General features: G+C 68.6%; 19 protein-coding genes and 2 pseudogenes. 10 read left to right on the forward strand and 11 right to left on the reverse strand.

Annotated elements, in window-relative coordinates; translation table 11 throughout:
- Positions 1–228: 228 nt before the first annotated feature.
- From ABL57_RS17745 to ABL57_RS17755, 3 genes and pseudogenes are all read right to left on the reverse strand, one after another.
- The gene (locus tag ABL57_RS17745; RefSeq protein ID WP_047804799.1) at positions 229–606 is read right to left on the reverse strand and encodes a hypothetical protein; all 378 of its coding nucleotides are present in this window, start codon (positions 604–606) and stop codon (positions 229–231) included.
- Positions 607–757: 151 nt separating this feature from the next.
- Positions 758–1,168 carry a VOC family protein gene (locus ABL57_RS17750; protein ID WP_047804800.1) on the reverse strand — a complete coding sequence of 137 codons (411 nt, stop codon included), beginning with the start codon at positions 1,166–1,168 and terminating at the stop codon, positions 758–760.
- A 184-nt stretch (positions 1,169–1,352) separates the two neighbouring features.
- Positions 1,353–1,805, reverse strand: a pseudogene (locus ABL57_RS17755) (transposase); the annotation flags it as partial.
- A gap of 40 nt (positions 1,806–1,845) precedes the next feature.
- Here ABL57_RS17755 and ABL57_RS21475 point away from each other — a divergent pair.
- A protein-coding gene (locus tag ABL57_RS21475) for an IS5 family transposase (RefSeq protein ID WP_371212492.1) occupies positions 1,846–2,654 on the forward strand; the annotation gives its coding sequence in 2 pieces (ribosomal slippage) (positions 1,846–2,167 and positions 2,167–2,654; 810 coding nt in all).
- A 5-nt stretch (positions 2,655–2,659) separates the two neighbouring features.
- Here ABL57_RS21475 and ABL57_RS23195 read toward each other — a convergent pair.
- Positions 2,660–3,660: pseudogene (locus ABL57_RS23195) on the reverse strand (DDE-type integrase/transposase/recombinase); the annotation flags it as partial.
- Between the two features lie 475 nt (positions 3,661–4,135).
- Complete coding sequence (locus ABL57_RS17785) at positions 4,136–4,627, reverse strand: carbonic anhydrase (protein ID WP_047804804.1); 492 nt, start codon at positions 4,625–4,627, stop codon at positions 4,136–4,138.
- Positions 4,628–4,952: 325 nt separating this feature from the next.
- Between ABL57_RS17785 and merA the strand changes: the two genes are divergently transcribed.
- From merA to ABL57_RS17805, 4 genes are all read left to right on the forward strand, one after another.
- A complete protein-coding gene (gene merA, locus ABL57_RS17790) occupies positions 4,953–6,398 on the forward strand; it encodes a mercury(II) reductase (RefSeq protein ID WP_047804805.1) in 1,446 nt (481 codons plus the stop codon).
- Positions 6,399–6,635: 237 nt separating this feature from the next.
- The gene (locus ABL57_RS17795) at positions 6,636–7,985 is read left to right on the forward strand and encodes an NAD(P)/FAD-dependent oxidoreductase (protein ID WP_047804806.1); all 1,350 of its coding nucleotides are present in this window, start codon (positions 6,636–6,638) and stop codon (positions 7,983–7,985) included.
- Between the two features lie 93 nt (positions 7,986–8,078).
- Positions 8,079–9,467: an FAD-dependent oxidoreductase gene (locus ABL57_RS17800; RefSeq protein WP_047804807.1), complete on the forward strand. Its 1,389-nt coding sequence runs from the start codon at positions 8,079–8,081 to the stop codon at positions 9,465–9,467.
- A gap of 89 nt (positions 9,468–9,556) precedes the next feature.
- Positions 9,557–9,946: a heavy metal-responsive transcriptional regulator gene (locus tag ABL57_RS17805; RefSeq protein WP_082157545.1), complete on the forward strand. Its 390-nt coding sequence runs from the start codon at positions 9,557–9,559 to the stop codon at positions 9,944–9,946.
- 674 nt (positions 9,947–10,620) lie between these two features.
- Here the strand turns inward: ABL57_RS17805 and ABL57_RS17810 are convergent.
- The 3 genes from ABL57_RS17810 to ABL57_RS17820 form a co-directional block, all read right to left on the reverse strand.
- Positions 10,621–10,989: a hypothetical protein gene (locus tag ABL57_RS17810; RefSeq protein WP_047804808.1), complete on the reverse strand. Its 369-nt coding sequence runs from the start codon at positions 10,987–10,989 to the stop codon at positions 10,621–10,623.
- Between the two features lie 571 nt (positions 10,990–11,560).
- Complete coding sequence (locus ABL57_RS17815) at positions 11,561–11,995, reverse strand: ATP-binding protein (protein ID WP_047804809.1); 435 nt, start codon at positions 11,993–11,995, stop codon at positions 11,561–11,563.
- Positions 11,988–12,320: an STAS domain-containing protein gene (locus ABL57_RS17820; RefSeq protein ID WP_047804810.1), complete on the reverse strand. Its 333-nt coding sequence runs from the start codon at positions 12,318–12,320 to the stop codon at positions 11,988–11,990. The genes ABL57_RS17815 and ABL57_RS17820 overlap by 8 nt, the downstream gene beginning before the upstream one ends.
- 412 nt (positions 12,321–12,732) lie before the next feature.
- Here ABL57_RS17820 and ABL57_RS17825 point away from each other — a divergent pair, with 412 nt between their 5' ends.
- The gene (locus ABL57_RS17825) at positions 12,733–13,110 is read left to right on the forward strand and encodes a hypothetical protein (RefSeq protein WP_047804811.1); all 378 of its coding nucleotides are present in this window, start codon (positions 12,733–12,735) and stop codon (positions 13,108–13,110) included.
- A gap of 448 nt (positions 13,111–13,558) precedes the next feature.
- The gene (locus ABL57_RS17830) at positions 13,559–14,527 is read left to right on the forward strand and encodes an NAD(P)/FAD-dependent oxidoreductase (protein ID WP_047804812.1); all 969 of its coding nucleotides are present in this window, start codon (positions 13,559–13,561) and stop codon (positions 14,525–14,527) included.
- A 75-nt stretch (positions 14,528–14,602) separates the two neighbouring features.
- Here ABL57_RS17830 and ABL57_RS17835 read toward each other — a convergent pair whose 3' ends face one another.
- The 3 genes from ABL57_RS17835 to ABL57_RS17845 form a co-directional block, all read right to left on the reverse strand.
- Positions 14,603–16,003 (reverse strand): selenium-binding protein SBP56-related protein, encoded by a 1,401-nt coding sequence (locus ABL57_RS17835; RefSeq protein WP_047804813.1) that lies wholly within the window; start codon positions 16,001–16,003, stop codon positions 14,603–14,605.
- Between the two features lie 183 nt (positions 16,004–16,186).
- Complete coding sequence (locus ABL57_RS17840; RefSeq protein WP_047804814.1) at positions 16,187–16,528, reverse strand: carboxymuconolactone decarboxylase family protein; 342 nt, start codon at positions 16,526–16,528, stop codon at positions 16,187–16,189.
- 251 nt (positions 16,529–16,779) lie between these two features.
- The gene (locus ABL57_RS17845) at positions 16,780–16,956 is read right to left on the reverse strand and encodes a zinc transporter permease (protein ID WP_238986110.1); all 177 of its coding nucleotides are present in this window, start codon (positions 16,954–16,956) and stop codon (positions 16,780–16,782) included.
- Positions 16,957–17,214: 258 nt separating this feature from the next.
- Here ABL57_RS17845 and ABL57_RS17850 point away from each other — a divergent pair, with 258 nt between their 5' ends.
- The 3 genes from ABL57_RS17850 (at position 17,215) to ABL57_RS17860 (ending at position 20,564) form a co-directional block, all read left to right on the forward strand.
- Positions 17,215–17,589, forward strand: coding sequence for a hypothetical protein (locus ABL57_RS17850; protein WP_047804815.1), 375 nt, complete (start codon positions 17,215–17,217; stop codon positions 17,587–17,589).
- A gap of 808 nt (positions 17,590–18,397) precedes the next feature.
- On the forward strand, positions 18,398–18,541 hold the full coding sequence (locus ABL57_RS22465) for a hypothetical protein (RefSeq protein ID WP_160310812.1): 144 nt from the start codon (positions 18,398–18,400) through the stop codon (positions 18,539–18,541).
- A gap of 685 nt (positions 18,542–19,226) precedes the next feature.
- The gene (locus tag ABL57_RS17860) at positions 19,227–20,564 is read left to right on the forward strand and encodes an ISL3 family transposase (protein ID WP_203225680.1); all 1,338 of its coding nucleotides are present in this window, start codon (positions 19,227–19,229) and stop codon (positions 20,562–20,564) included.
- Positions 20,565–20,605 lie beyond the last annotated feature (41 nt).

Raw genomic sequence — 20,605 nt, forward strand, 5'->3', positions numbered from 1 at the left:
CACCGGGCCGCTCGCGCCGTCCCCTCCCCACCGCGCACCGTGTCCTGCGCCACCGAGGATCGATGGCGCGCTGGACGAAGAAGAAGCCGTGGTACGGCGAGGTTTGCGGACCGGATGACCTGTGGGCCCGCAGCGGATCCGCCTGCCACCACGGGGTCAGTGGTCACCAGCCGTCGACACCGACAAGTGACGGCCGATCATTCCTCCGCTTGTCCACCCGCGTGCGAGCTACCGGCCTGGTGCGGCCTTCCGGCGCCGGGCCTTGAGGAAGGAGCCGATGCCGAGGGCGAGATAGAGCGCGAGCACCAGGAGCATGACGGTGCTCAGGATGACAGCTGCGGGACGTTCGGCGGTTCCGGCGAACACCTCGCCGATCCCGGCCACGTTCCGCAAGGATCCGAGCACGCCCAGCAGGGCGATCAGCAGGCCCGCGTGAATCGCGTGCCGGTGCATTTTCGCGTTCCGCGCCAGGAGCCCGCAGATCAGCAGGAGCACACCCACAGCGCTGGGGATGAGTGCGGTGAGGCTGGCAGCGCCCGAGAGCGCGTAGCCGGCGATCCCGGCCAGGGTGAGCACTGCTCCAACGAGGAGAGTAAGGGCGGTCATGGATGGGTTCCTTTCTTCGGGGCCCGACAACAGCGGGATCAATTCACCACGGAACGCGATGAGCTGGTTCAACGGATCGCGATCGCGTCGACCTCTACGAGGGGACTGCCGCACCATCTGATGTCACCGGTCGGTGCGGCAGTCCCTGACCCTAGCCCGCAGCGGCCTCGGTGCGGGCATTGACGACCAGCTCCCAGACGTGGCCGTCGGGGTCGCTGAAGTACCCCATGTACGAACCGTCATGGTCCTCGGCCGGCCCCGGGATCGAACCCCCCGCGGCCTTGGCGCGCGTGAGGATGTCGTCCACCTCCTCCGTGCTGGCGATCGCGCACGAGATGATGCACGCCCCCGGCACGGAGGTGACCGGACCGACCCCGGCGTGTTCGATGTACTTCGCGTACTCGGACCTCTCGATCAAGAACAACGACAGATTCGGCAGTTCGAACGCGACCATCCCCGCGTCGATCTCGGGATCGGCCAGCTGAAGACCGTCGCGGTAGAAGCGCAGGGACCTCTCGGCATCCGCGACGGGCAAGGAAACGACGACGGTCACAGGTCTCATACGCGCCACCCTAGATGGGATGTAGTGACCGCCCGGGTTTGCTGAGGGATTCCTCTAGTCCCTTTCCGCTTTACATATGGCCCGGCTACCGGCCACTTCCCATGAATACGACGTTGCAGTTGGGGTTGCCACGGGACGCACTTCGCACGACGGAAATTTTCAAGGTGTTTGAGGCCAGTGGGTGTCAGGCGGCTGCGGGTTCTGCGGCCGTTGGTCGGTTGATCCAGGCTGCGGTGGGCAGCTGGAGGATTTTTGGGTCTGCGGTGGTGGAGAAGCGCTCGGGGTTAGCGGCGCGAGCCGTGGCCAGGGCCGCTGATCGTTGCTCGTTGACGGCCCTGGCGTGGCCGTAGTGGACGTCGGCCGGGGTGTGCAGTCCGATCCCGGTGTGGTGGTGGTCGTGGTTGTAGGCCTCCACGAACCGGTCCATGAACGCCCGGGCGTCGGCCAGGGATCCGAAGCGGTCGGGGAAGACTGGGGCGTACTTCAGGGTCTTGAACCACGCCTCCGAGTACGGGTTGTCGTTGCTCACGCTGGGGCGGGAATGGGACCGGGTCACCCCGAGGTCGGCCAGCAGCGCGGCCACCGGCTTAGACCTGGTCTCAAAACCTGATCGGTCGTTGCCCACCTGCCTGGGAACGGTCCACAGTGCCTGCATGACGACGAGGACGCAGTCGTGGATGGTCGATGACCGTCTGTGGGAGCTGATCGCCCCGCTGATCCCACCCCAGCCACCACCTCGAGGGCCCGGTGGGCGACCCCGGATCGAGGACCGGGCGGCACTGGAGGGGATCCTGTTCGTGCTGCACACCGGGTGCCGTTGGCGGGACCTGCCCCCGGCCCTGGGCTGCGGGTCCGGGCACACCGCCTGGCGCCGGCTCAGGCAGTGGCAGGGGGCCGGGGTGTGGGAGAAGCTGCACCGGGCAGTGCTCGAGGAGCTCTCCGAGCAGGAGATCCTCGACTGGTCGCGGGCCAGTATCGACGCGGTGTCCGTACGTGCCAAAAGGGGGGCGAGCTGACCGGCCCGAACCCCACCGACCGCGGGAAACCGGGGACGAAGTACCACCTGCTCACCGACGCGGCCGGGCTGCCCCTGCATGTGCTGGCCTCAGCCGCAAACGTCCACGACAGCAAACTCTTCGAGCCGTTGCTGGAGACCAACCCGAGTGTGCGTGGCCGGCGAAGGCGTCCGGGGCGGCCCCGCCGCCGGCCGGAGAAGCTGCACGCGGACAAGGGCTACGACTACCCGAGGTGCCGCCGCTACCTGCACCGGCGAGGCATCAAGGTCCGGATCGCCCGGCGCGGAATCGAGGCCAAGACCCACCTGGGCCGGCACCGCTGGGTCGTGGAGCGCACCATCTCCTGGGTCCTGCGGTTCAAGCGTCTCGGGATCCGTTACGACCGCACTGCAGCCACGCTGCTCCCGCTGCTCTTGCTCGCCGTCACGCTCATCAACTTCCGCCGACTGCGTCAGGTAGAAGAGTTATGAGACCAGGTCTTAGAGGTCATCGAGGTGCCCCGGTCGGCGTGCACGACGGCGGGGATGCCGTGGATGCCGAAGATGCGGCGCATCATGTCCTCGGCCAGCGGGGCGGACTCCCGGGCGTGGACGTGAGCGCCGACGATGTAGCGGGAGTAGATGTCGATCATCACGTAGGCGTCGTAGTACATGCCCTTCGCGGGGCCGGACAGCTTGGTGATGTCCCAGGTGTAGACCTGTCCCGGCCCGTCTGCCACCAGCTCGGGGATCGCCCGTGCAGGGTGGCGGGCCAGGCGTCGGCGCTCCTTCACCTGCGCAGCGGCGGCCAGGACCCGGTACATCGTGGCGATCGAGCACAGGTACTGCCCGCGTGCCAGCAGAGCCGCGTAGATCTGGGCCGGGGGCTGATCGACGAACTCCTCGCTGTTGAGCACCTCCAGGACACGGGCCCTCTCGACATCGGTGAGCTTGTTCGCCGGCGTCGTCTCCTGCCGCGTCGGCTCGCCCGACTGGCCCTGCCCACGGCGGGTGGTCCGGGTGGCGGTGGCCCGAGGTACCCCGGTCAGGTTCGCGGCCGTACGGGTGGTCACCCCCGCGGCGGTGAGTTCGGTGTAGGCGCCCATCAGCGCTTCTTGGACTTGGGTTCGTCCTGCGCGCTCTCGGAGATCTGCTCCAAGAGCGCGTGTGCTTTTCCCATGATGTCCAGGGCGGTCTCGGTGGTCGCCAGCCGTTGCTGGGAAGCGGCCAGCTGGCGGCGCAGCCGGGCGATCTCGGCCTGCTCCGCGCTGGGGCGGCCAACGGTTTCGCCGGCGGTCTTGCCCTCCAGGACTCCGGCATCGCGCAACCGGCGCCACTCGGACATCAGCGAGGAGTACAGGCCCTCCCGGCGCAGGTAGGCCCCGCCCTGCTGCTGTTCACAGGCCTGCTCATAGGCGGCCAGATGCGCCAGCTTCTGCTCCGGAGTGAACGAACGGCGCCGCGACGGGCCACCGGCACGAGGACGAGAATTGCTCATCCCTCCATCATCGGTGACCGATGACAACGGCGACGAGACAGTAGTGCTGCTCATGGTGGTCGATCCTGATCTCACCCTGCGTCAGGCGGACTTGCTGTGAACCACTGGACTCAACTCACCCTGACACGCAGGGCGACGGCGATTTACGGGTCAAGCCATGTGGCTACGTCGTCGAGCTGTGCGCGAAGAAGGTGCCATGCCTGGTTGAGGTCGATGGTTCGAGCGCCGATGCGATTCCCCTGGATGACGACGTCGAGGTCGGGCCGCTGAGGAGCCTCAGTGCATGCGTAGAGCAACATGCCGCTGACTGACCCGTCACGGTTGACGTCGGCGTTCTTTGTGTACGTCAGCACTTGGTAGAGATTGGCCGAGTGGACGGTCGCTTTATCCCGCATGCCGACCTGCAATGACTGCCCGGCTGTTGGGCGTCTCGGCTGTGTCTGTTGCGGCGCCAGTTGTCAGTCTTGGTCGTGGGTCAGTGGATTTCGCGCAGGGAGCCGTCGGTGACGTCGTAGACGAATCCGCGCACGCTGTCCTGATGGGGGATGAAGGGGTTGGCGGTGATCCGTGCCATCGACTGGCGGACGTCGTCGTCGGGGTCGGTGAAGGACTCCGGTGACCACGGCGGGCGCATCCCGGTGTCGGCCTCGATCTGTGCCGTGAAGGCGTCGTCGGTGAAGGTGAGCATGCCGCAGTCGGTGTGGTGGATCAGGATGATCTCCCGGGTGCCCAGCAGCCGCTGGCTGATCACCAGGGACCGGATCTCGTCGTCGGTGATCACCCCGCCGGCGTTGCGGATGATGTGGGCGTCGCCTTCGCTCAATCCGAGCAGTCCGTAGGGGTTGAGCCGGGCGTCCATGCAGGCCACCACCGCCACCGGCAAGGCCGGGGGCATGGGCAGATCGCCCTTGGTGAAGCCGTCGGCGTAGGTCTCGGCGTGGTGCAGAAGGTCATCGGTGACGCTCATGGCAGGGGCCTTTCCTCGACGGCTGTGGCGGAGTGCATGCCGGCGATGGGCTTCGGGTCGAGTGTTCTGGGGTGCTGCGCTCGAACATTCCCGGATCCGCCTGGTCCGTTTTTCACCCTAGGGGTGGCCGTTGCCCGTGAACACCCTTCCCGTCGTCCGGCGTCACCCTCAGCGTCTGGGAAAGTGGGAACAAGTCACTCTGGTGACACCTACTGATGCATCAGTCCCTTGACCTTCCCCTGTGGGGGAGGGTGCAGGCTGGGTCGGAGAACGGCACGCGGAAGGCTTCCGGGGAAGTGTTCCTCACCGATTTGCGGAGGTTGTCATGGGTGGAACTGCAGTGATCGATACGGATTTGGCCATCATCGGTTCCGGTGGTGGTGCTTTCGCGGCCGCGATCCGGGCGTCCAGCCTGGGCCAACGGGTGGTGATGGTGGAGCGGTCCACGGTGGGGGGCACCTGTGTGAACACCGGGTGCGTGCCCTCGAAGGCGTTGCTGGCCGCCGCGGCCGCCCGCCATGTGGCTCTGGACGCCTCCGGCCGGTTTCCCGGGCTCGCCGCCTCCGCGGGCCCGGTGGACATGCCGGGGCTGATGGCGGGCAAGGACGGGCTGGTGGAGGGGATGCGTTCGGAGAAGTACGTGGATCTGATCGCCGACTACGGGTGGGACCTGCGCCGCGGGGAGGCCGCCTTCACCGGCACGGCCCAGGACCCGGTGCTGGAGATCACCGGTCGGGGCGGGGCCGTGGAGGAGGTGCGGGCCGGCCACTACCTGGTGGCCACCGGCTCGGCCCCGTGGGCCCCGCCGATTCCCGGGCTGGAGGAGGTCGACTACCTGACCTCCACGACGGCGATGGAGCTGCCGGAGGTCCCGGAGTCGATGATCGTGCTCGGCGGCGGCTATGTGGCCTTGGAGCAGGCTCAGCTCTTCGCCCGGCTGGGCTCGCAGGTCACGGTGCTGGCCCGTTCCCGGCTGCTGTCCGGGGAGGAGCCGGAGGTCTCGAAGACCCTTATGGGGGTCTTCGCCGATGAGGGCATCCAGGTGGTGCGCCGGGCCGCGGTGGAGTCCGTGGCCACCGATCCGGCCACCGGGGGCGTCGTGGTGGCCGCCACCACCCGGGCCGGGCGCCAGGAGTTCACCGCCGACCGGTTGCTGGTGGCCACCGGGCGCCGGGCGGTCACCGAGGGCCTGGGCCTGGGCACGGTCGGGGTGGCTGCGGGGGAGCGGGGGGAGATCCTCGTGGAGGACACCCTGGCGAGTTCGCACCCGCGGATCTGGGCGGCCGGGGATGTCACGGGGCACCCGGAGTTCGTCTACGTGGCTTCCGCCCACGGGGTCACCGCGGTGGAGAACGCCTTCCACGACACCGGGCGGCGGGTCGACTACACCCACCTGCCCCGGGTCACGTTCACCTCCCCGGCGGTGGGGGCGGTGGGCATGACGGATAAGCAGGCACGGGAGGCGGGCATCCGGTGTGAGTGCCGGGTGCTGCCGTTGGAGTACGTGCCGCGGGCGCTGGTGAACCGTGACACCCGGGGGTTCGTCAAGATCGTCGCCGATACCGACACCGGGCGGATCGTGGGGATCACCGCGGTGGCCCAGGAGGCCGGGGACCTGGCCGCGGCCGGGGTCTACATCTTGTCCGCGGGGATGACGGTGGACCAGGTGGCGACCTTGTGGTGCCCGTATCTGACGATGGCTGAGGGTGTGAAGATCGCCGCCCAGTCCTTCCGCACCGATGTCTCGAAACTGTCCTGCTGCGCCGCCTGAGGCTCGGGCCCCACCAGCGGCCCCAGCCCCGGAGGGACGACCGTGACCGGTCACCAGGCCTCTACGGTCGCCGGCCGGCCGGTTATCAGCACGGCCGAGCAGCGGCTCGCCCAGGCCCCGCCGACCTCCCCGGCGACCGGGCGGGCGGCTGCGGACACCGCACACCCTGCCCGTGATGGGACGGGGCGCCACGACGAGCAGTGCCGAAAGATCCACCGCATCTGAAGGAGACAGAACATGAGCGAACATTTCGACGTGGCCGTTCTCGGCATGGGACCCGGTGGCGAGGTCGCCGCCGGCCGGTTGCTGGCGGCGGGGAAGAACGTCGCCGTGATCGAGCGGGAGTTGATCGGTGGGGAGTGCGCCTACTGGGCCTGTATCCCCTCCAAGACGGTGCTGCGCCCGGCCGAGGCCCGCACCGAGGTGCACAAGGCCGCCGGGGTGTCCGGGGCCGAGGTGGACTGGGCCTCCACCCGGGAGTACCGCGACTACATGATCCGTGACCTCGACGACTCCGCCCAGGCCGAGGGCTACACCGACCAGGGTGCGACCGTGATCCGGGGCGAGGCCCGTCTCAGCGGCCCGGGCCGGATCCAGGTCGGGGACCGGGAGATCACCGCCGAGCACATCATCATCGCCACCGGCTCCGAGGCGGTGATCCCCCCGATCGAAGGGATCGAGGAGATCACGGCCTGGACCAACCGGGAAACCTACACCACCCACGACCTCCCCGAACGCGCCGCCATCGTCGGTGGCAGCGCCGTCGGGGTGGAGACCGCCACGTTTTTGGCCCGCTTCGGGGTGCAGGTCACCCTCATCCATCGCGGGGACCGGCTGCTGGGCCGGGAGGACCCTCGGGTGGGGGAACTCGTCCACGACTACCTGGCCGAGGCCGGGGTCGACATCCGCCTGGGCGCCTCCGCCGCCCGGGCCCACCGGGACGGTGCGGACAGCGTCATCGAGCTCGTGGACGGGTCCGAGGTGGCCGCCGACGTGGTGATCTTCGGCACCGGCCGCGCCCCCCGCACCCAGGGCCTGGGTGTTGAGACGGCCGGGGCACGCCTGGGCGAACACGGTGAGGTGCTCATCGACGAGCACGCCCGGGCCGCCGACAACCTGTGGGCGATCGGCGATGTCACCGCGGTGATGCCCTTCACCCATGTGGCGAAGTATCAGGGGCGGATCGCCGCCGACGCGATCCTCGGCCGCCCGCGCCCGGCTGGCTATGTGGGGATCCCGCGGGTGGTGTTCGCCGACCCGGAGATCGCCGCGGCCGGACTCACCACCGAGCAGGCTCAGCAGCGCGGGATCCGTGCCACCGACACCGAGCTGGATCTGGCCCAGGTCCTCGCCCGCCCGTGGACCTACGAGCAGGACCCGCGCGGGCACCTGGGGCTGCTGGCCGACGCCGACCGGGGGGTGCTGATCGGGGCGTGGGCGGTCGGCCCGCAGGCCGGGGAATGGATCCACCACGCCTCCCTGGCGATCCGGGCGCAGCTGCCGCTGGAGCTCCTGCGCGATCAGGTCGCCCAGTTCCCCACCTACCATGAGGCCTACCAAGCCGCACTGGAGCAGCTCGAAGCCTAGGATCTGCACACCGACCCACCCCCGCCCAGAGCCGCCGAGGGCCATCCGGGCCCCGGACGGCTGACCTCAGCACCGTCAAGAGGAGAAGTACTCATGGCTCAACGGTTGGTCGTCATCGGTGGGGACGCCGCCGGGATGAGCGCGGCCTCGGCCGCCCGCCGCCAGCTGCCCCAGGATCAGTTGGAGATCGTGGCATTTGAGCGCGGTCACTACACCTCCTATTCGGCCTGCGGGATCCCGTACTTCATCGGCAAGGACGTCGCCGACACCATGGCACTGATCGCCCGCACCCCGCAGCAGTTCCGCGACCACCACGCCATCGACGCCCGGACCGGTCACGAGGTCCTGGAGATCGACCTGCACCGCCGCGCCGTGCAGGTGCGTGACCTCGCCCGGGGCCGGGAAACCTGGGAGGGCTTCGACCAGCTCATGGTCGCCACCGGGGCCACCCCGGCCCGCCCTCCACTGCCCGGGATCGAGGCGGCCGGCATCCACGGGGTGCAGACCCTCGACGACGGCCTGGCCCTGCGGTCGGTGCTGGAGCGGGACCGGCCGGGCCGGGCGGTGGTGGTCGGGGCCGGCTACATCGGCCTGGAACTGGCCGAGGCCCTGTCCGCCTGGGGGGTGGACATCACCGTGATCGGGCGCCCCCCGGCCCCGCTGCCGGGCCTGGACCCGGACATGGGAGCGCTCATCGCCACCGCGATGGAGGGATTCGGGATGGAGGTGCGGATGGAGGAGACGGTCACCGGCTTCGACACCCACGGTGGGAAGGTCACCGCCGTGGTCACCGATCAGGCCACGATCCCCACCGATCTGGTGATCCTCGGCCTGGGGGTGGCCCCGAACACGGCCCTGGCCGCCCAGGCGGGGATCCCGCTGGGGGCCACGGGGGCGATCGCGGTGGACCGCCGGCTGCGCACCGGGATCGAAGGGGTGTGGGCCGGCGGGGACTGCGTGGAGAAGTTCCACCGCGTCTCCCGCCGCCACGTCAGCCTCCCGCTGGGCACCCACGCCAACAAGGAGGGACGCACCGCCGGGATCAACCTCGGCGGCGGCTACGCCACCTTCCCCGGGGTGCTCGGCACCGCCGTGACCAAGATCTGCGACATCGAAGTCGGACGCACCGGCCTCGGCGAGGCCGAGGCGCAAGCGGCCGGATTCGATCCGATCACCGCCGTAGTCGACTCCACCACCCGGGCCGGCTACTACCCCGGAGCCAAACCGATCCGCACCAAACTCATCGCCGAACGCGGCACCGGACGACTGCTCGGGGCTCAGATCGTCGGAGAAGAAGGCGCGGCCAAACGCATCGACGTGCTCTCCGTCGCTTTGTGGCACGAGACCCCGGTGGAAGAGCTGCTGAACATCGATCTGTCCTACGCCCCACCGTTTTCCCCGGTGTGGGATCCGGTGCTGATCGCCGCCCGCAAAACCTGGCAGGCCGTGGAGGCCGACCGCGCCTGCACCGAACCCGGATGACCACCGATCCCTCCGGGCCGGTCAGTGTCCTGCCCGGAGCCTTCCTCTACCGTGGAAGGCCACGGAACAGTCCAGGATCGAGGTGCACCGTGCGGATCGGTGAAGCGGCCGCAGCCGCCGGCATGACCACCAAAGCCCTGCGGTTCTACGAACAGCAAGGACTGCTGCCCCCGGTGCACCGCGGTCCCAACGGGTACCGCGACTACCCATCAGATGCCCTCGCCCGCCTGCAGTTCATCGGCCGCAGCAAGGCCGCCGGACTCAGTTTGGCCGAGATCCGGGACATCCTGCAGATCCGCGACGCCGGACAGGCCCCCTGCGCCCACGTAGCCGCCCGGCTCGCCCAGCAACTCACCGACCTCGACCAGCACATCGCTGAGCTCACCGCTCTGCGGGCCTCCGTGGCCGCGCACTACCAGGCCGCCTCCCAAGGCGATCCCGCCCAGTGCGACGCCGAGCAAATCTGCAGTTACCTATGAGGTCAGCATTGATGTTCAGAAATGGATGAACACAGCGATGAATCTGAAGAGCGCTACCACCGCTTTACATATGGCCCGGGCGGGTCAATGGTGCCAAGGCAGCAGGTGGGCGCTGTGGTGGGTCGTGCTGTTCCTGCTCCGTCAGTGGCTTGGTAGTCTCTATGCGCCCCTAGCCCGAGGGGCAGGTTCCCGATCTCCCCGGTCGGGCCCCGGAGTGCCCCACCCCTGTCGGGTGGGGCACTTTCGTGATGTGGAGGTGATGTCCTTCGCGTGTTCGATCAGCTCGGCCATCAGGTCCACGACGACCTGTCGTGGGAGCCTCGTCAGGGGTGCAGTGCACTGCGCCGCGGCGGTCCGCGGGGCGGAGCAGGTGCGCCTGCTGTGCGAGGTCATCGGCCGTGTCGGCATCGAGGTGAAGCAACTCCAGCGCACCGCGCACGTCAGTGTCCACGCCATCCCTGTTGACGGGCCCCGCTTCTGCCGGGCTGTGGGACTCGATCGGGGTGAGCTCTCCGTCGCCGAGACACTGAGGATCCGCCGTGCAACCGGCACGCGCTCATGGCCTGAACAGGACATTCACGACGTGCCGCGGCTTTTGTGCTGCGGCCCTTCCCGAGACTGTTCTCCAGGGCGGCGGGATCACGGGCGAGCCGGTGACCGGCGCGCTCCGGCGCTCATGCCGACCTCGGTAGCAGCCTCAGGGCCCCGGTCCTGGCCCTGGCCTGGTGGTTCGTCAGGGCGGTTACGGGGCGGTGGGCGGGCTGATGGGCGGGAAGGTCGACCTTGGTGAGCACCTCTACTGGGCCGGTTGCGGTGTCGTCGTGTTCGAGTGCCCAGCGCAGCAGGTCCACGGCTCCTGCCTCTACGTGCTCGGCGGCGGTGAGGTCGACGGTGACGGCCACCGGTGGGATCAGTGTCCGGGCCCGGGCCACGAGGGGATGGAGGGCATGTTGGTTGGCTTCGGTCACGCACCCGGTGACGATCAGGCGCACGTAGGCGCCGTGGAGGTCGATCTGGACGAGTACGGAAAGCTTGTGGTCCATGGGGGAGCATCCTTCATCGCATGCTGGGAACCTCCGGCCCTTTCCCGGGCCTTTTCTCACGGTAGGGAATCGGCCGCCGGACCGGCAACGGATTGTTCTGGTTGGGCCCCATATTTCTCCAACCGGCAGGTAGGACCCGCACCGGCGCGGACGTCTTCTCCTGCCCCCTGCACCGGTGATGACATCCCTGAGGTGTGCCGGGCGCTGCCCGCGATGCACCGCGGTCACTCGGCGGCACGCACCTGCAAGACCTGCCCAGGACAACCCTTGTCAAAGAGCCTCCTACCGCCGACCGGACGCCTCAGGGCGTCGGCGCTCGAGAGCCGATCCATCGACTTTTCCGGGTGCCGCCTCCGGTGGCAGGAGGGGGACGTCGAAGACACCGGGCCTGGCAGATGGCTCGATGAGCGGCTGACGGCAGCCGCGAGCAGACCGCCGATGTAACTCTGCCTCTGGTCTGTGCCGCCCCAAGGGGGCGAGATGCCCGACACCTGCCTGGCGTCTGCCGGAGGTGGTGCAGAAGTCGGGGGAAAAGGCGCGCGGCGTGGTGGGACCGGGGGATGCTCCAGGTCTAGGGGTGGTCCGGGGTGGTGTCCCGGTGCAGAATCCACACGTTGGTTCCGTCGCGGTGGTCGACGGCCACGGTGCTGACCAGGGCCTGGATGAGCCCCAGGCCGCGCCCGGATTCAGCCAGCCCGTCCTTGAGTGCAGACCCGTCGGGGCTGATCTGGGCCGGGGCGGCGTTGATCTCGTAGACCCGCGCCACGAGCCGCCGGGGGGTCACGGTGATTTCCAGGGCCAGTTCCAGGACCTGTCCATCGAGCGGAACGGCGTGCACGATGCTATTGGTGACCGCCTCGACCACGGCCAGGGTGAAGGCCATCCGATCCGGCTCCGGCACGAAAGCGATCTCGGCCCACAGGCTCTCCAGATCGTCGTGGACGGCCTCGAGGGTCTGCGGGGTCGCGGGTCCTCGACGGGTCCGGTGCACGCTGGGCTCAGTCATCGCAGAAGGCCTCCTCGGGGCTCTCGTACGGGGGCAGCACCCGGTGCATGCTGGTCAGTTCCAGCACCAACCGCACCCGCGGGCCCGCCCGGGCGATCCGCAGGTCCCCGCCGGCGTGGCGGGCGATCTTCAGGCACCCGATCAGCGCCCCCAGCCCGGAGGAGTCCATGAACGCGATCCCGCCCAGATCCAGCACCACACGGCGGACGCCACCGGCGACGATCTCCGCCACCACCTCCCGCACCTGCGGCGCCTCGGCCAGATCCAGCCGGCCGGTGAGTCCGACCACGGTGTAGCCGCGACGGTGCTCCGTGGTGAACTGCATCGGGATTCCTCTCCGTGGGGGATGGCCCAGACCCGGGTGCGGCAGCCGAGCACCGGCCACCAGCTCCTCGATGGCACACCACGGCCTTAGGTTGACCCTAAGCATGACTGCATGCCATTGCATAGAGAAATTTGCGCCACTGTCTTCCGGTGGAGGTGGTGTTTGTTCGTCTCCACCACCGGGGGCGTGGCGTGAGCTGGACCCCGTGGGGAAACTTTTTGCCGTGCTCGCTTCACGGCGTGGCGGGCCTGATCGGAGGCATCTTTACAACTGACACTCACTTTCTCCATAGTGATGGGAGCTTTTCTCGGGATCGGTCTGTCGATCGCTCCGAGGAGACCTGGCTGGGGCAGCAGTCGGAGATCCAGGCGGTGCTCCGACCCGCTCGATGCCAGGTGAAAGGGCTTGAATCATGCGCGAAGACCTGACGGCTGCCTGCAGGCCTTTGGGCGTGATCCAGCGGGTCGTGCTGCGTGAGCAGCTGCGCCGGGCCGAGGTGTTGCTGGATCCGGCTGAGACCGTCCAGGTGCTGGCACCGGGGTGGTGGCGGGGCCGGCGGACCCTGGTCGTGGTCACGACCTCACGGCTGCTGCTGGTCCGCAGGGAACTGGGATGCTCCACGCGCGACCAGGTGACCTATCCGTTGCGCGGCATCGGGACCTTGCGCGTCCAGGCCTGTCCTCCGGAGGGCGTGCGGTTCCGGGTGAGTGTGGGTCTGGATCTGGAAGAGTTCTCCGTGACCCGGCACGTTGGCCTGGTGGAACACGCACTACGAGGGGCCAGATCATGACCACGGACCGTGGAGGCCAGCCCTTCGCCGGCAAGCCGGCCTCCCGGAGAAGGACGATCGACGCTTCTCCGACCCAAGGACCTGTGACCCGATCTAATCTTTCACTTCTGCACCGCGTCCTTGGTGCCGTGCGGCAGTAGCACAAGAACCCAGCGAGTCCGCATGCCCTCGCTCAGATCCAGGAGGCGAGCACAGGGACGGTGGCCATCAGCCCCAGGACCACGAAGACCGCCCTCTTTGCATATGGTCAGCTACTGGTCCCACGGGGGAACAGAGTTGATCGCAGCAATGAAATCGGCATTGGCCCTCTTTTGCGCGGAGGGTGTTGCTGTGAGGGTTGTTTCCAAGGCATATCCGGTTTCGGTCGGGGCGGGGGCCGGCGGAGGGTGTTGCGTAGTGTGGGTCGGACGATCGATGCAGTGCTCGCCCGAGCCGGAGGAGAGAACCCATGGCGTCCGATCTGCCGTCCTGCGTCGACGTGCTCGTGGTCGGCGGCGGCCCCGCGGGTCTGTCCGCGGCCACCTGGCTGGGTCGCTATCAGCGCTCCACCGTGGTCGTGGACGCGGGGCAGCAGCGCAACCTGTCCGCCGAGGCCGCCCACGGCCTGCTGAGCAGGGACCCGACCACCCCGGGGGAGCTGCTGGCCGAGGCACGCGCCGGGCTGGCGCAGTACCCGCAGGTGACCCTCCACCACGGAACGGTCACCGGCCTGCGCCGGGACGAAGGCGGCCTGTTCCGCGCCGACGTCGACGGCGCGGAGATCGCCGCGGAACGGGTCGTGCTGGCCACCGGGGTCCGCGACCAGGTCCCCGAGATCGCCGGCATCGCCGAGCACTACGGCGTCGACGTGCACCACTGCCCCGCCTGCGACGGGTACACCGCCCGGGGCCAGGTGGTGATCGTCCTCGGCTCCGGCCGGCATGTGCCGGCCTACGCCGCGGAGCTGCTCGATTGGGCCGACAGCGTGCGGATCGTCACCGGCACCACCGGACCGGCGTTCGACGAGCAGCAGCGCGCCGTCCTGGCCGACCACGGGGCCGAGGTCGTGGACGGGGTCGCCGAGGCACTGATCGGGGCGCCCGGGGCCCTGGCTGGCGTCCAGTTGGCCGGCGGGGAGCTCGTGGAGGGGGACAAGGTCTTCTTCTCCTACGCGCACCACCCGGGCAACGGCCTCGCCCGGCAGCTGGGCTGCGAGCTCGACCACGAAGGGCGCATCACCGTCGACGGGTTCCAGCTCAGCAGCGTCGACGGGGTCTACGCCGCAGGCGACATCACCGCCGGCCTGCAGCTGGTGCCGATCGCCATCGGCAAGGGGGCGGCCGCCGGGGTGGCGTGCGCCACCTCGCTGCGAGGCCACCCCAGCACCGGAACGGCCCCCGCCCCGGCCCCACCGACGCGCTGGTTCACCGCACGATGAGGCCCGCACCTTTTCGTCTACTCCGTCACGCCGGCGGGGCCCTTCCGGACGCGGCGCCGGCGCAGAGCGTGCGGGTCAGGTGCGGTAGCAGTAGGAGTCGGAGGACGCGTCTCCGCCCTGCAACCGGATCTGGTGGACGCGCAGGCCGCGGAAGTCCTCCTGGTCCAGGAAGAAGTCCTCGTCAATCGACAGGCCCCCGGTGTCGGTGTCGGCGTCGATCTTGGCCATCCACGCCCCGATGCCATGGGGGTAGAGCTGGTCGTCCCAGGCGCGGTAGAGGGAGTTGGTGACGTAGACCCGGGTGCCGTCGCGGCTGGTTTCGACCATCTGGGGTCCGCCGCCGAGCCAGGTGTCCGGGGCGGAGGGGTGGGCCGCACGGTCGCCGATCCCGCCCAGACGCACGGACCCGGTCTCCCGGGGATGGGCCGGATCGGAGACGTCGTACTGCTTGAGCTCCCCGGTGCCCCAGCACGAGACGTAGAGCCACCGGTCGTCCACCGACAGGGAAATGTCGGTGACCAACGGCGGCACCGCCCCGAAGGGGCGCAGAAACTCCGGCAGCTTCTCCTCCTCGAGGGGTTCGGCCGGGATGGAGATCACCTTCTGAGCGGTCCAGTCTCCGGCCTCGGTGCGGTGCCAGTGGAAGATCGAGGACGAAAGATCTTGGGTGGAGATCACCGAGTCCACCAGTCCCCAGGTGGCCTCCGGGTCGTGGGCCGGACGCAGCTCAAGGGCCATCTGGTGCTCTGCCCCCAGCTCCACCCGCTGCAGGTGCCGGCCTTCGGCCAGGTCCCAGAAGTGCAGGGCGTGACCGTATTCCTGGTTGAGCAGCTGCTCGGGGATGATGCCGTTCTCCACCATCGCCGGGGTGCCCCACTCGCTGGTGACCAGGGTGTTGTGCATCAGGTGCCACCACGCGTCGTAGGACAAATACTGCGGGCCGCGCTCGGTCTCCCACCGCCCGACCACGTCGAAGGTGTTGTGATCGAGCACCGCGATCCCGCCGGGCCCACCGTCGCCCTCAGCCGCACCCAGGCAGGAGAGGTACACCCCGTCCGGGCCGCAGTGCAACGTGTGCGGGCGGGAGTAGCCGGCTTTCTCGGCCAGCTCCGCGGCGGTGATGGTCTTGATCACCTTCGGGTTGCGGGGATCGGGGTGGGTGTCGGCGATGTGTACGTTGGAGGACCGCAGCCCGGGCATCAGCAGGTACCGGCGGGACAGACCGGTCATGTCGTGGCCTTCGTGCATGAAGGCGCTGCTGCAGGCGTTCCAGCCGAAGTGGTGCAGCTCATCGCCGGTGGTGGGCATGTCTTCCCAGCCGACCACGGTGCCGTAGGAGTCAGAGTCCGGGTCCAAATCCACGACGGTGAGCGCGTCCGGCTGGGCGGCCTCATGGTCGAAAGCCACCACGTAGGCCAGTTTTTCCCGCGGGGCCGCCACGGCCTCGGCCGGGGAACGGTAGAACGTGGGATCCATCACCGATGTTGCCTCGGCGTCTGCCGCATGCTCCTGATCACCAGATCCATGGTGGCCGGAGTGGTGGTCTTGGTGGGCGTGATCGTGGTGCTGTTCAGCGGGGCTCATGGAACCTCCCAAAGAGTGGGTGCGAACGGACAGGGGGGACCGCCCAGCACGGGAGCGGCCCCGGACGGACATAGCTCAGGCTTCGTCGGCCTCATCGAAAATGCGGAAGGCCATGGTCCCGTGGGTCACAGCGGCGCCGGCACCCAGAGCGGCCGCGACCAGAGAAGCTTCGGCGATCTGGGCCTTGGTGGCACCGGCCTTTTTCGCCTTGGTCACGTGCACCTGGACGCAGTAGGGGCACTGGGAGGAGATCGCCACCCCGACGGCGATCAGCTCACGGTGCAGCGGGTCGATCGCCCCGCCCTCGCGGCCGATGGAACCGTCGAATTTCGCGAACGCTTGGAATTCGGGGCCGGCCAGCTCCTTGTACTCGCTCAGCCGGTCCAGGTCCTCGGGGGAGTGGTAGTGGGTCGTCATGGTGGTTCCTTTCCGATGAGCGGGTGGAGTCGTTGTGGTCGCGGCACTGGAGGCGCACATCGGCTACCGGTGGCTGCGGCGCGGTGATCAGCTGCGGAGCCCCACGGAGCGGTTCCCGCACGAGGGATGCCTCCAGTAACGGTTTGTCGACGCGGCAGGTCTCAGACGCAGACGAGGCGTCGCTATGGCCAGTGGTCGAGCCGGCCCGGGACCCCTACTCTGCCCGGGGTCCCGAGTCCTCGCGGAGAGGGCTACTGGCACTCGTCGTAGTGGTCCTCGTGCTCGGAGTGCCGGTGCCCGTCGTGGAGGTAGTCCACGTGATCACCGTGCTGCATGGTGTCGTGCCCACAGTTGTCCCCGTGGGTGTGTTCGGCCTTGGTGTGCTCGGCTTGCTCGGCGTGACCAGCCATGATGATCCCCTCGGTCATGCGGACCCGGAGCGGGCCTGCACCTCCAGCGAAGCACCGGCAATGAAACCTGGCAATGCCTTTGGGTCATTGATTGGTGCGGCAGCGGACACCACCCCCTGTTCCACACCCCGGGTCCGATGAGGTGGGTGGTCGGATCAGTAACCTGGGCCACGACCCCATTAGTCGAGCTTGCGTGCGGGGCGCTTTGGATGAGTGCGGCCCTGGCGCCCCACCGGTCATCGACGTCTTCGAACTCACCAGGAAAGCGCCTGTCCCATGGCTGATTTGTTCGACTTCAATCATGGCGGGGCCACGCGTCCCGGGGCGCGCGCCATCGTCCATCCTGGAGCCGATTCCGGCGAGCACATGGTGCGGTACCACGTGGTGACCGAAACGAAAGACTGCATCACCCTCGACGACGGCTACACCTACGACAAGCGCACCGGGGTGGTGCAGGGCCCTGGTGGGCGTCCCACACTCCAGAACCGCGTGGTGGTCACCGAAGGCAGCGTCATGTTCGCCTCCTGGTCTCATACCGCCCGGACGCCCCATCGGTCGCACCGCCGCAGCACGCCGGGCGGCGCGATGGGCCCGTTGCGGGCATCCCGCCGGGCAACCAGGGCGCTGCTGCGTTTTCTCGGACGCCGGTGATCTCGCCAGGGGCCGAGATATCGCACCGGCAACGCGCCCGACCGCTGAACCGTCCTTCCCGCCCACGTGGGCGATACGCCCGGCGTTGCGAGAAGTCCGACATAGAGTTTTCGGGAGGGAACGTTTCGTCGTGGAAACCGATCCTCCCCCGCAGGCCCTACGCCATCGCCACTCGCTCTCCTCCCCGACCACCGCCACCGAAGACGTCATCCTGGTGAGAAAATCTCAAGGAGTCGTTTCAGGCCTCAGCTGTCCGGCGGGCAGCGCCCCCGTCGTCGTCTCGGACGTAGCGTCCAGGGCGGTGCGTACCTGGCAGGGCGGAAGCCCTGAAGCCTCGGCGAGGTCCGTGAGCGGGACCCCGGAATCCGCCGCCGTGCGGAGCTCCGCGTTCAAGGCGGCTACCGCTTGGTCCAGCCCCCACCGCGCCGACTCCAGGGCACCGTCCACAGAGGCCACGTCGACTCCTATCCCGATCTCTTCGTCCGAGGTGGCGGCGGCGTCGAAGACCTGGTCCAGGGCCCACTGCGCTTCTTCAACTTCCCCCGCGGCCACGAGGACACGCTGAATGAGGTCCGTGTGCCCCTCCCGCAGGTCACCGTCCCCGGCGAGATCCCCGGTGAGATCCTCGGGGAGGCCCGCTGCGGGAGGTCCACCGGGGAGCGGGGGCAGGGGATCGGGGACGAGGCCGGCCGGAGGGGACATCGGCCGCGCGGGACCTGGCATGTTCATCGTGAACCTTTCTCGATCCCTGCGGGGTGACCCTACGAAAAGGAGCGCGGCTGGGGCCGGAACTCCGGACACAGGATCCATGGAATCCGACAAGGAGAGAGAATTTCAACTGGCACGCAATGACCGACATATCGGTATTGCTCCGGTCGCCCAGCGCGAACCGAACCCAGACGACGACACCGGCGCCGGTGAACCAAGAGCCCTTGTTGCCCCGACCGTTTGAACCCAGTCGGCTCCAGCGCCCACGCCCGCGTGACGGGCCCGCCGTGCCAGGGCCCAAGCAGACGGCGTTCCACACGGACGTGGCCGGAACCCGGCTAGCCTGTTCCCCCTCGAGCAGCAGCCCATCCGAGAAGCTACTGGACCGCAGGTCAACAAGCTGGCTGGGGGAGCACCGGGGTCATCACCCGGAACCTCACGATGTGCGGAAATCGCACATGAAATTTCTATTACTTTACATAAGGCCGATTAGCGGCCCTTAAGTAGGACGAGTAGAAGTAGGTGCGAGAACTCGCTCCACCTTGCATACGGGCGTCTGTCCAGGCGGCAACTGGGGGCACGGCGGACCGGCGGGATCCTCGAGTTCGGGGCGCTGGCGTCGTCCACGCAGGCCAGCATGGAGAACTCTCGTTTAGTGAGAGATTCCCGCGTACAGCTGAGGTATGGGATGGCGCCTGGGGGCGCACCGGAGCTGTTCGTCAACAGAGGCGTCGCATGGTTGCGGGCTGAGACTCGGACGCTGGAGGTGCACGAACGGCCGCTCCAGTGACTGGTCTGCCGGCGCGGCAGGAAGTTACTCGTCCTGCCTCAACACGTCTCGTTACCGGTTCCCAAATGAGTGTGGGTAAGGGCCCAAGCGGGGTGCGTGTCACGGGGGTCGGGTAGGGGTCGAGGCCTCCAGGATGGGGGTGCTGAATCCAACCGTCCTCGAAGGCCTCGACGTGTCCCATGCTATGTGCGCGCCGGCGTGCGCGCTCTTCGACCTGCCCGATGTCCACGTGCTCACGATCGAGCGGCACCGCTCCTCGTTCACCCTGATGGTCGAGACCGTGCCGTCACTGGTGGGCTGTCCGGCTTGCGGGGTGCTCGCCGTCGGCCATGGCCGGGTGGCGGTGCTGCTGCACGACCTGCCTTGCGCCGGGGTGCCCGTGCGGGTGGTCTGGCGCAAACGCCGTTACCGCTGCCATGAGACGGCGTGCGAGGTGACGACCTTCAGTGAGGTCCACGAGCTGGCGGCACCGCGGGCCAAGCTCACCACCCGCGCGATCGCCTGGGCGGTGACGCAGCTGCGCTGCCACGACATCGCGGTCTCGGCCCTGGCCCAGATGCTCGGGGTCGCCTGGAACACCGTCTGGGACGCCATCACTCCGGTCATCGAGGCCCAGCTGGCCGCCGAGGACCGGCTGGCCGGGGTGAACGCCCTGGGCGTGGACGAGCACGTCTGGCGCCATGTGGGTCCACCCGGCACTGGGCTGGTCACCGGGATCGTGGACCACTCCCGCGGCGAGGACGGCCGGCCCCGGGCACGACTGCTGGATCTGGTGCCCGGGCGCACGGGGGCGGCCTACGGCGACTGGCTCATCGAGCAGGGACCGGCGTTCACGAGCGGGATCCGCACGGCGACGCTGGATCCGTTCCACGGCTACGCCAATGCCATCCGCGACGAGCTCCCGGAGGCGATCACCGTTCTCGACGCTTTCCATGTGGTCAAGCTCGGCGGGCAGGTCGTCGATGAGGTCCGCCGCCGCGTGCAGCAGGACACTCTGGGCCACCGCGGGAGAGCCGGGGACCCGTTGTACGGGATCCGCCGCACCCTGCAGATCGGCGCCGAGCACCTGACCGAGAGGCAGGTCCGCCGACTCAACACGAAGCTCGAGGCCGGGGACCCGCATCACGAGGTCACCCTTGCCTGGCATTGCTACCAGAAGCTGCGCGCGGTCTACCACGCCCGCCCCGAGCAGGGGCGCCGGCTCGTCGCCGAGATTCTCGGTGCCTTCCCGTCCTGTCCCATTCCGGAGATCGCCCGGCTCGGACGGACCTTACGCCGGTGGAAGGCCGCGATCCTGGCCTACTTCGATACCGCAGGAGCCTCGAACGGGCCCACGGAAGCGGTCAATGGCGTCATCGAGACCATGCGTCGCGTCGCCCGCGGCTTCCGCAACTTCGACAACTATCGGTTACGGGCTCTGCTCGCCGCAGGCGGTCATCGCCCCTGGCGGAGAACCGCTACCCACACTCAGCTGTGAAGGCCCCGATTAGCGGCTGGCCGTGGGGAAATCTGTATCGA

Origin of the sequence: Kocuria sp. SM24M-10 (assembly GCF_001027955.1) — a bacterium.
Classification (GTDB): domain Bacteria; phylum Actinomycetota; class Actinomycetes; order Actinomycetales; family Micrococcaceae; genus Kocuria; species Kocuria oceani.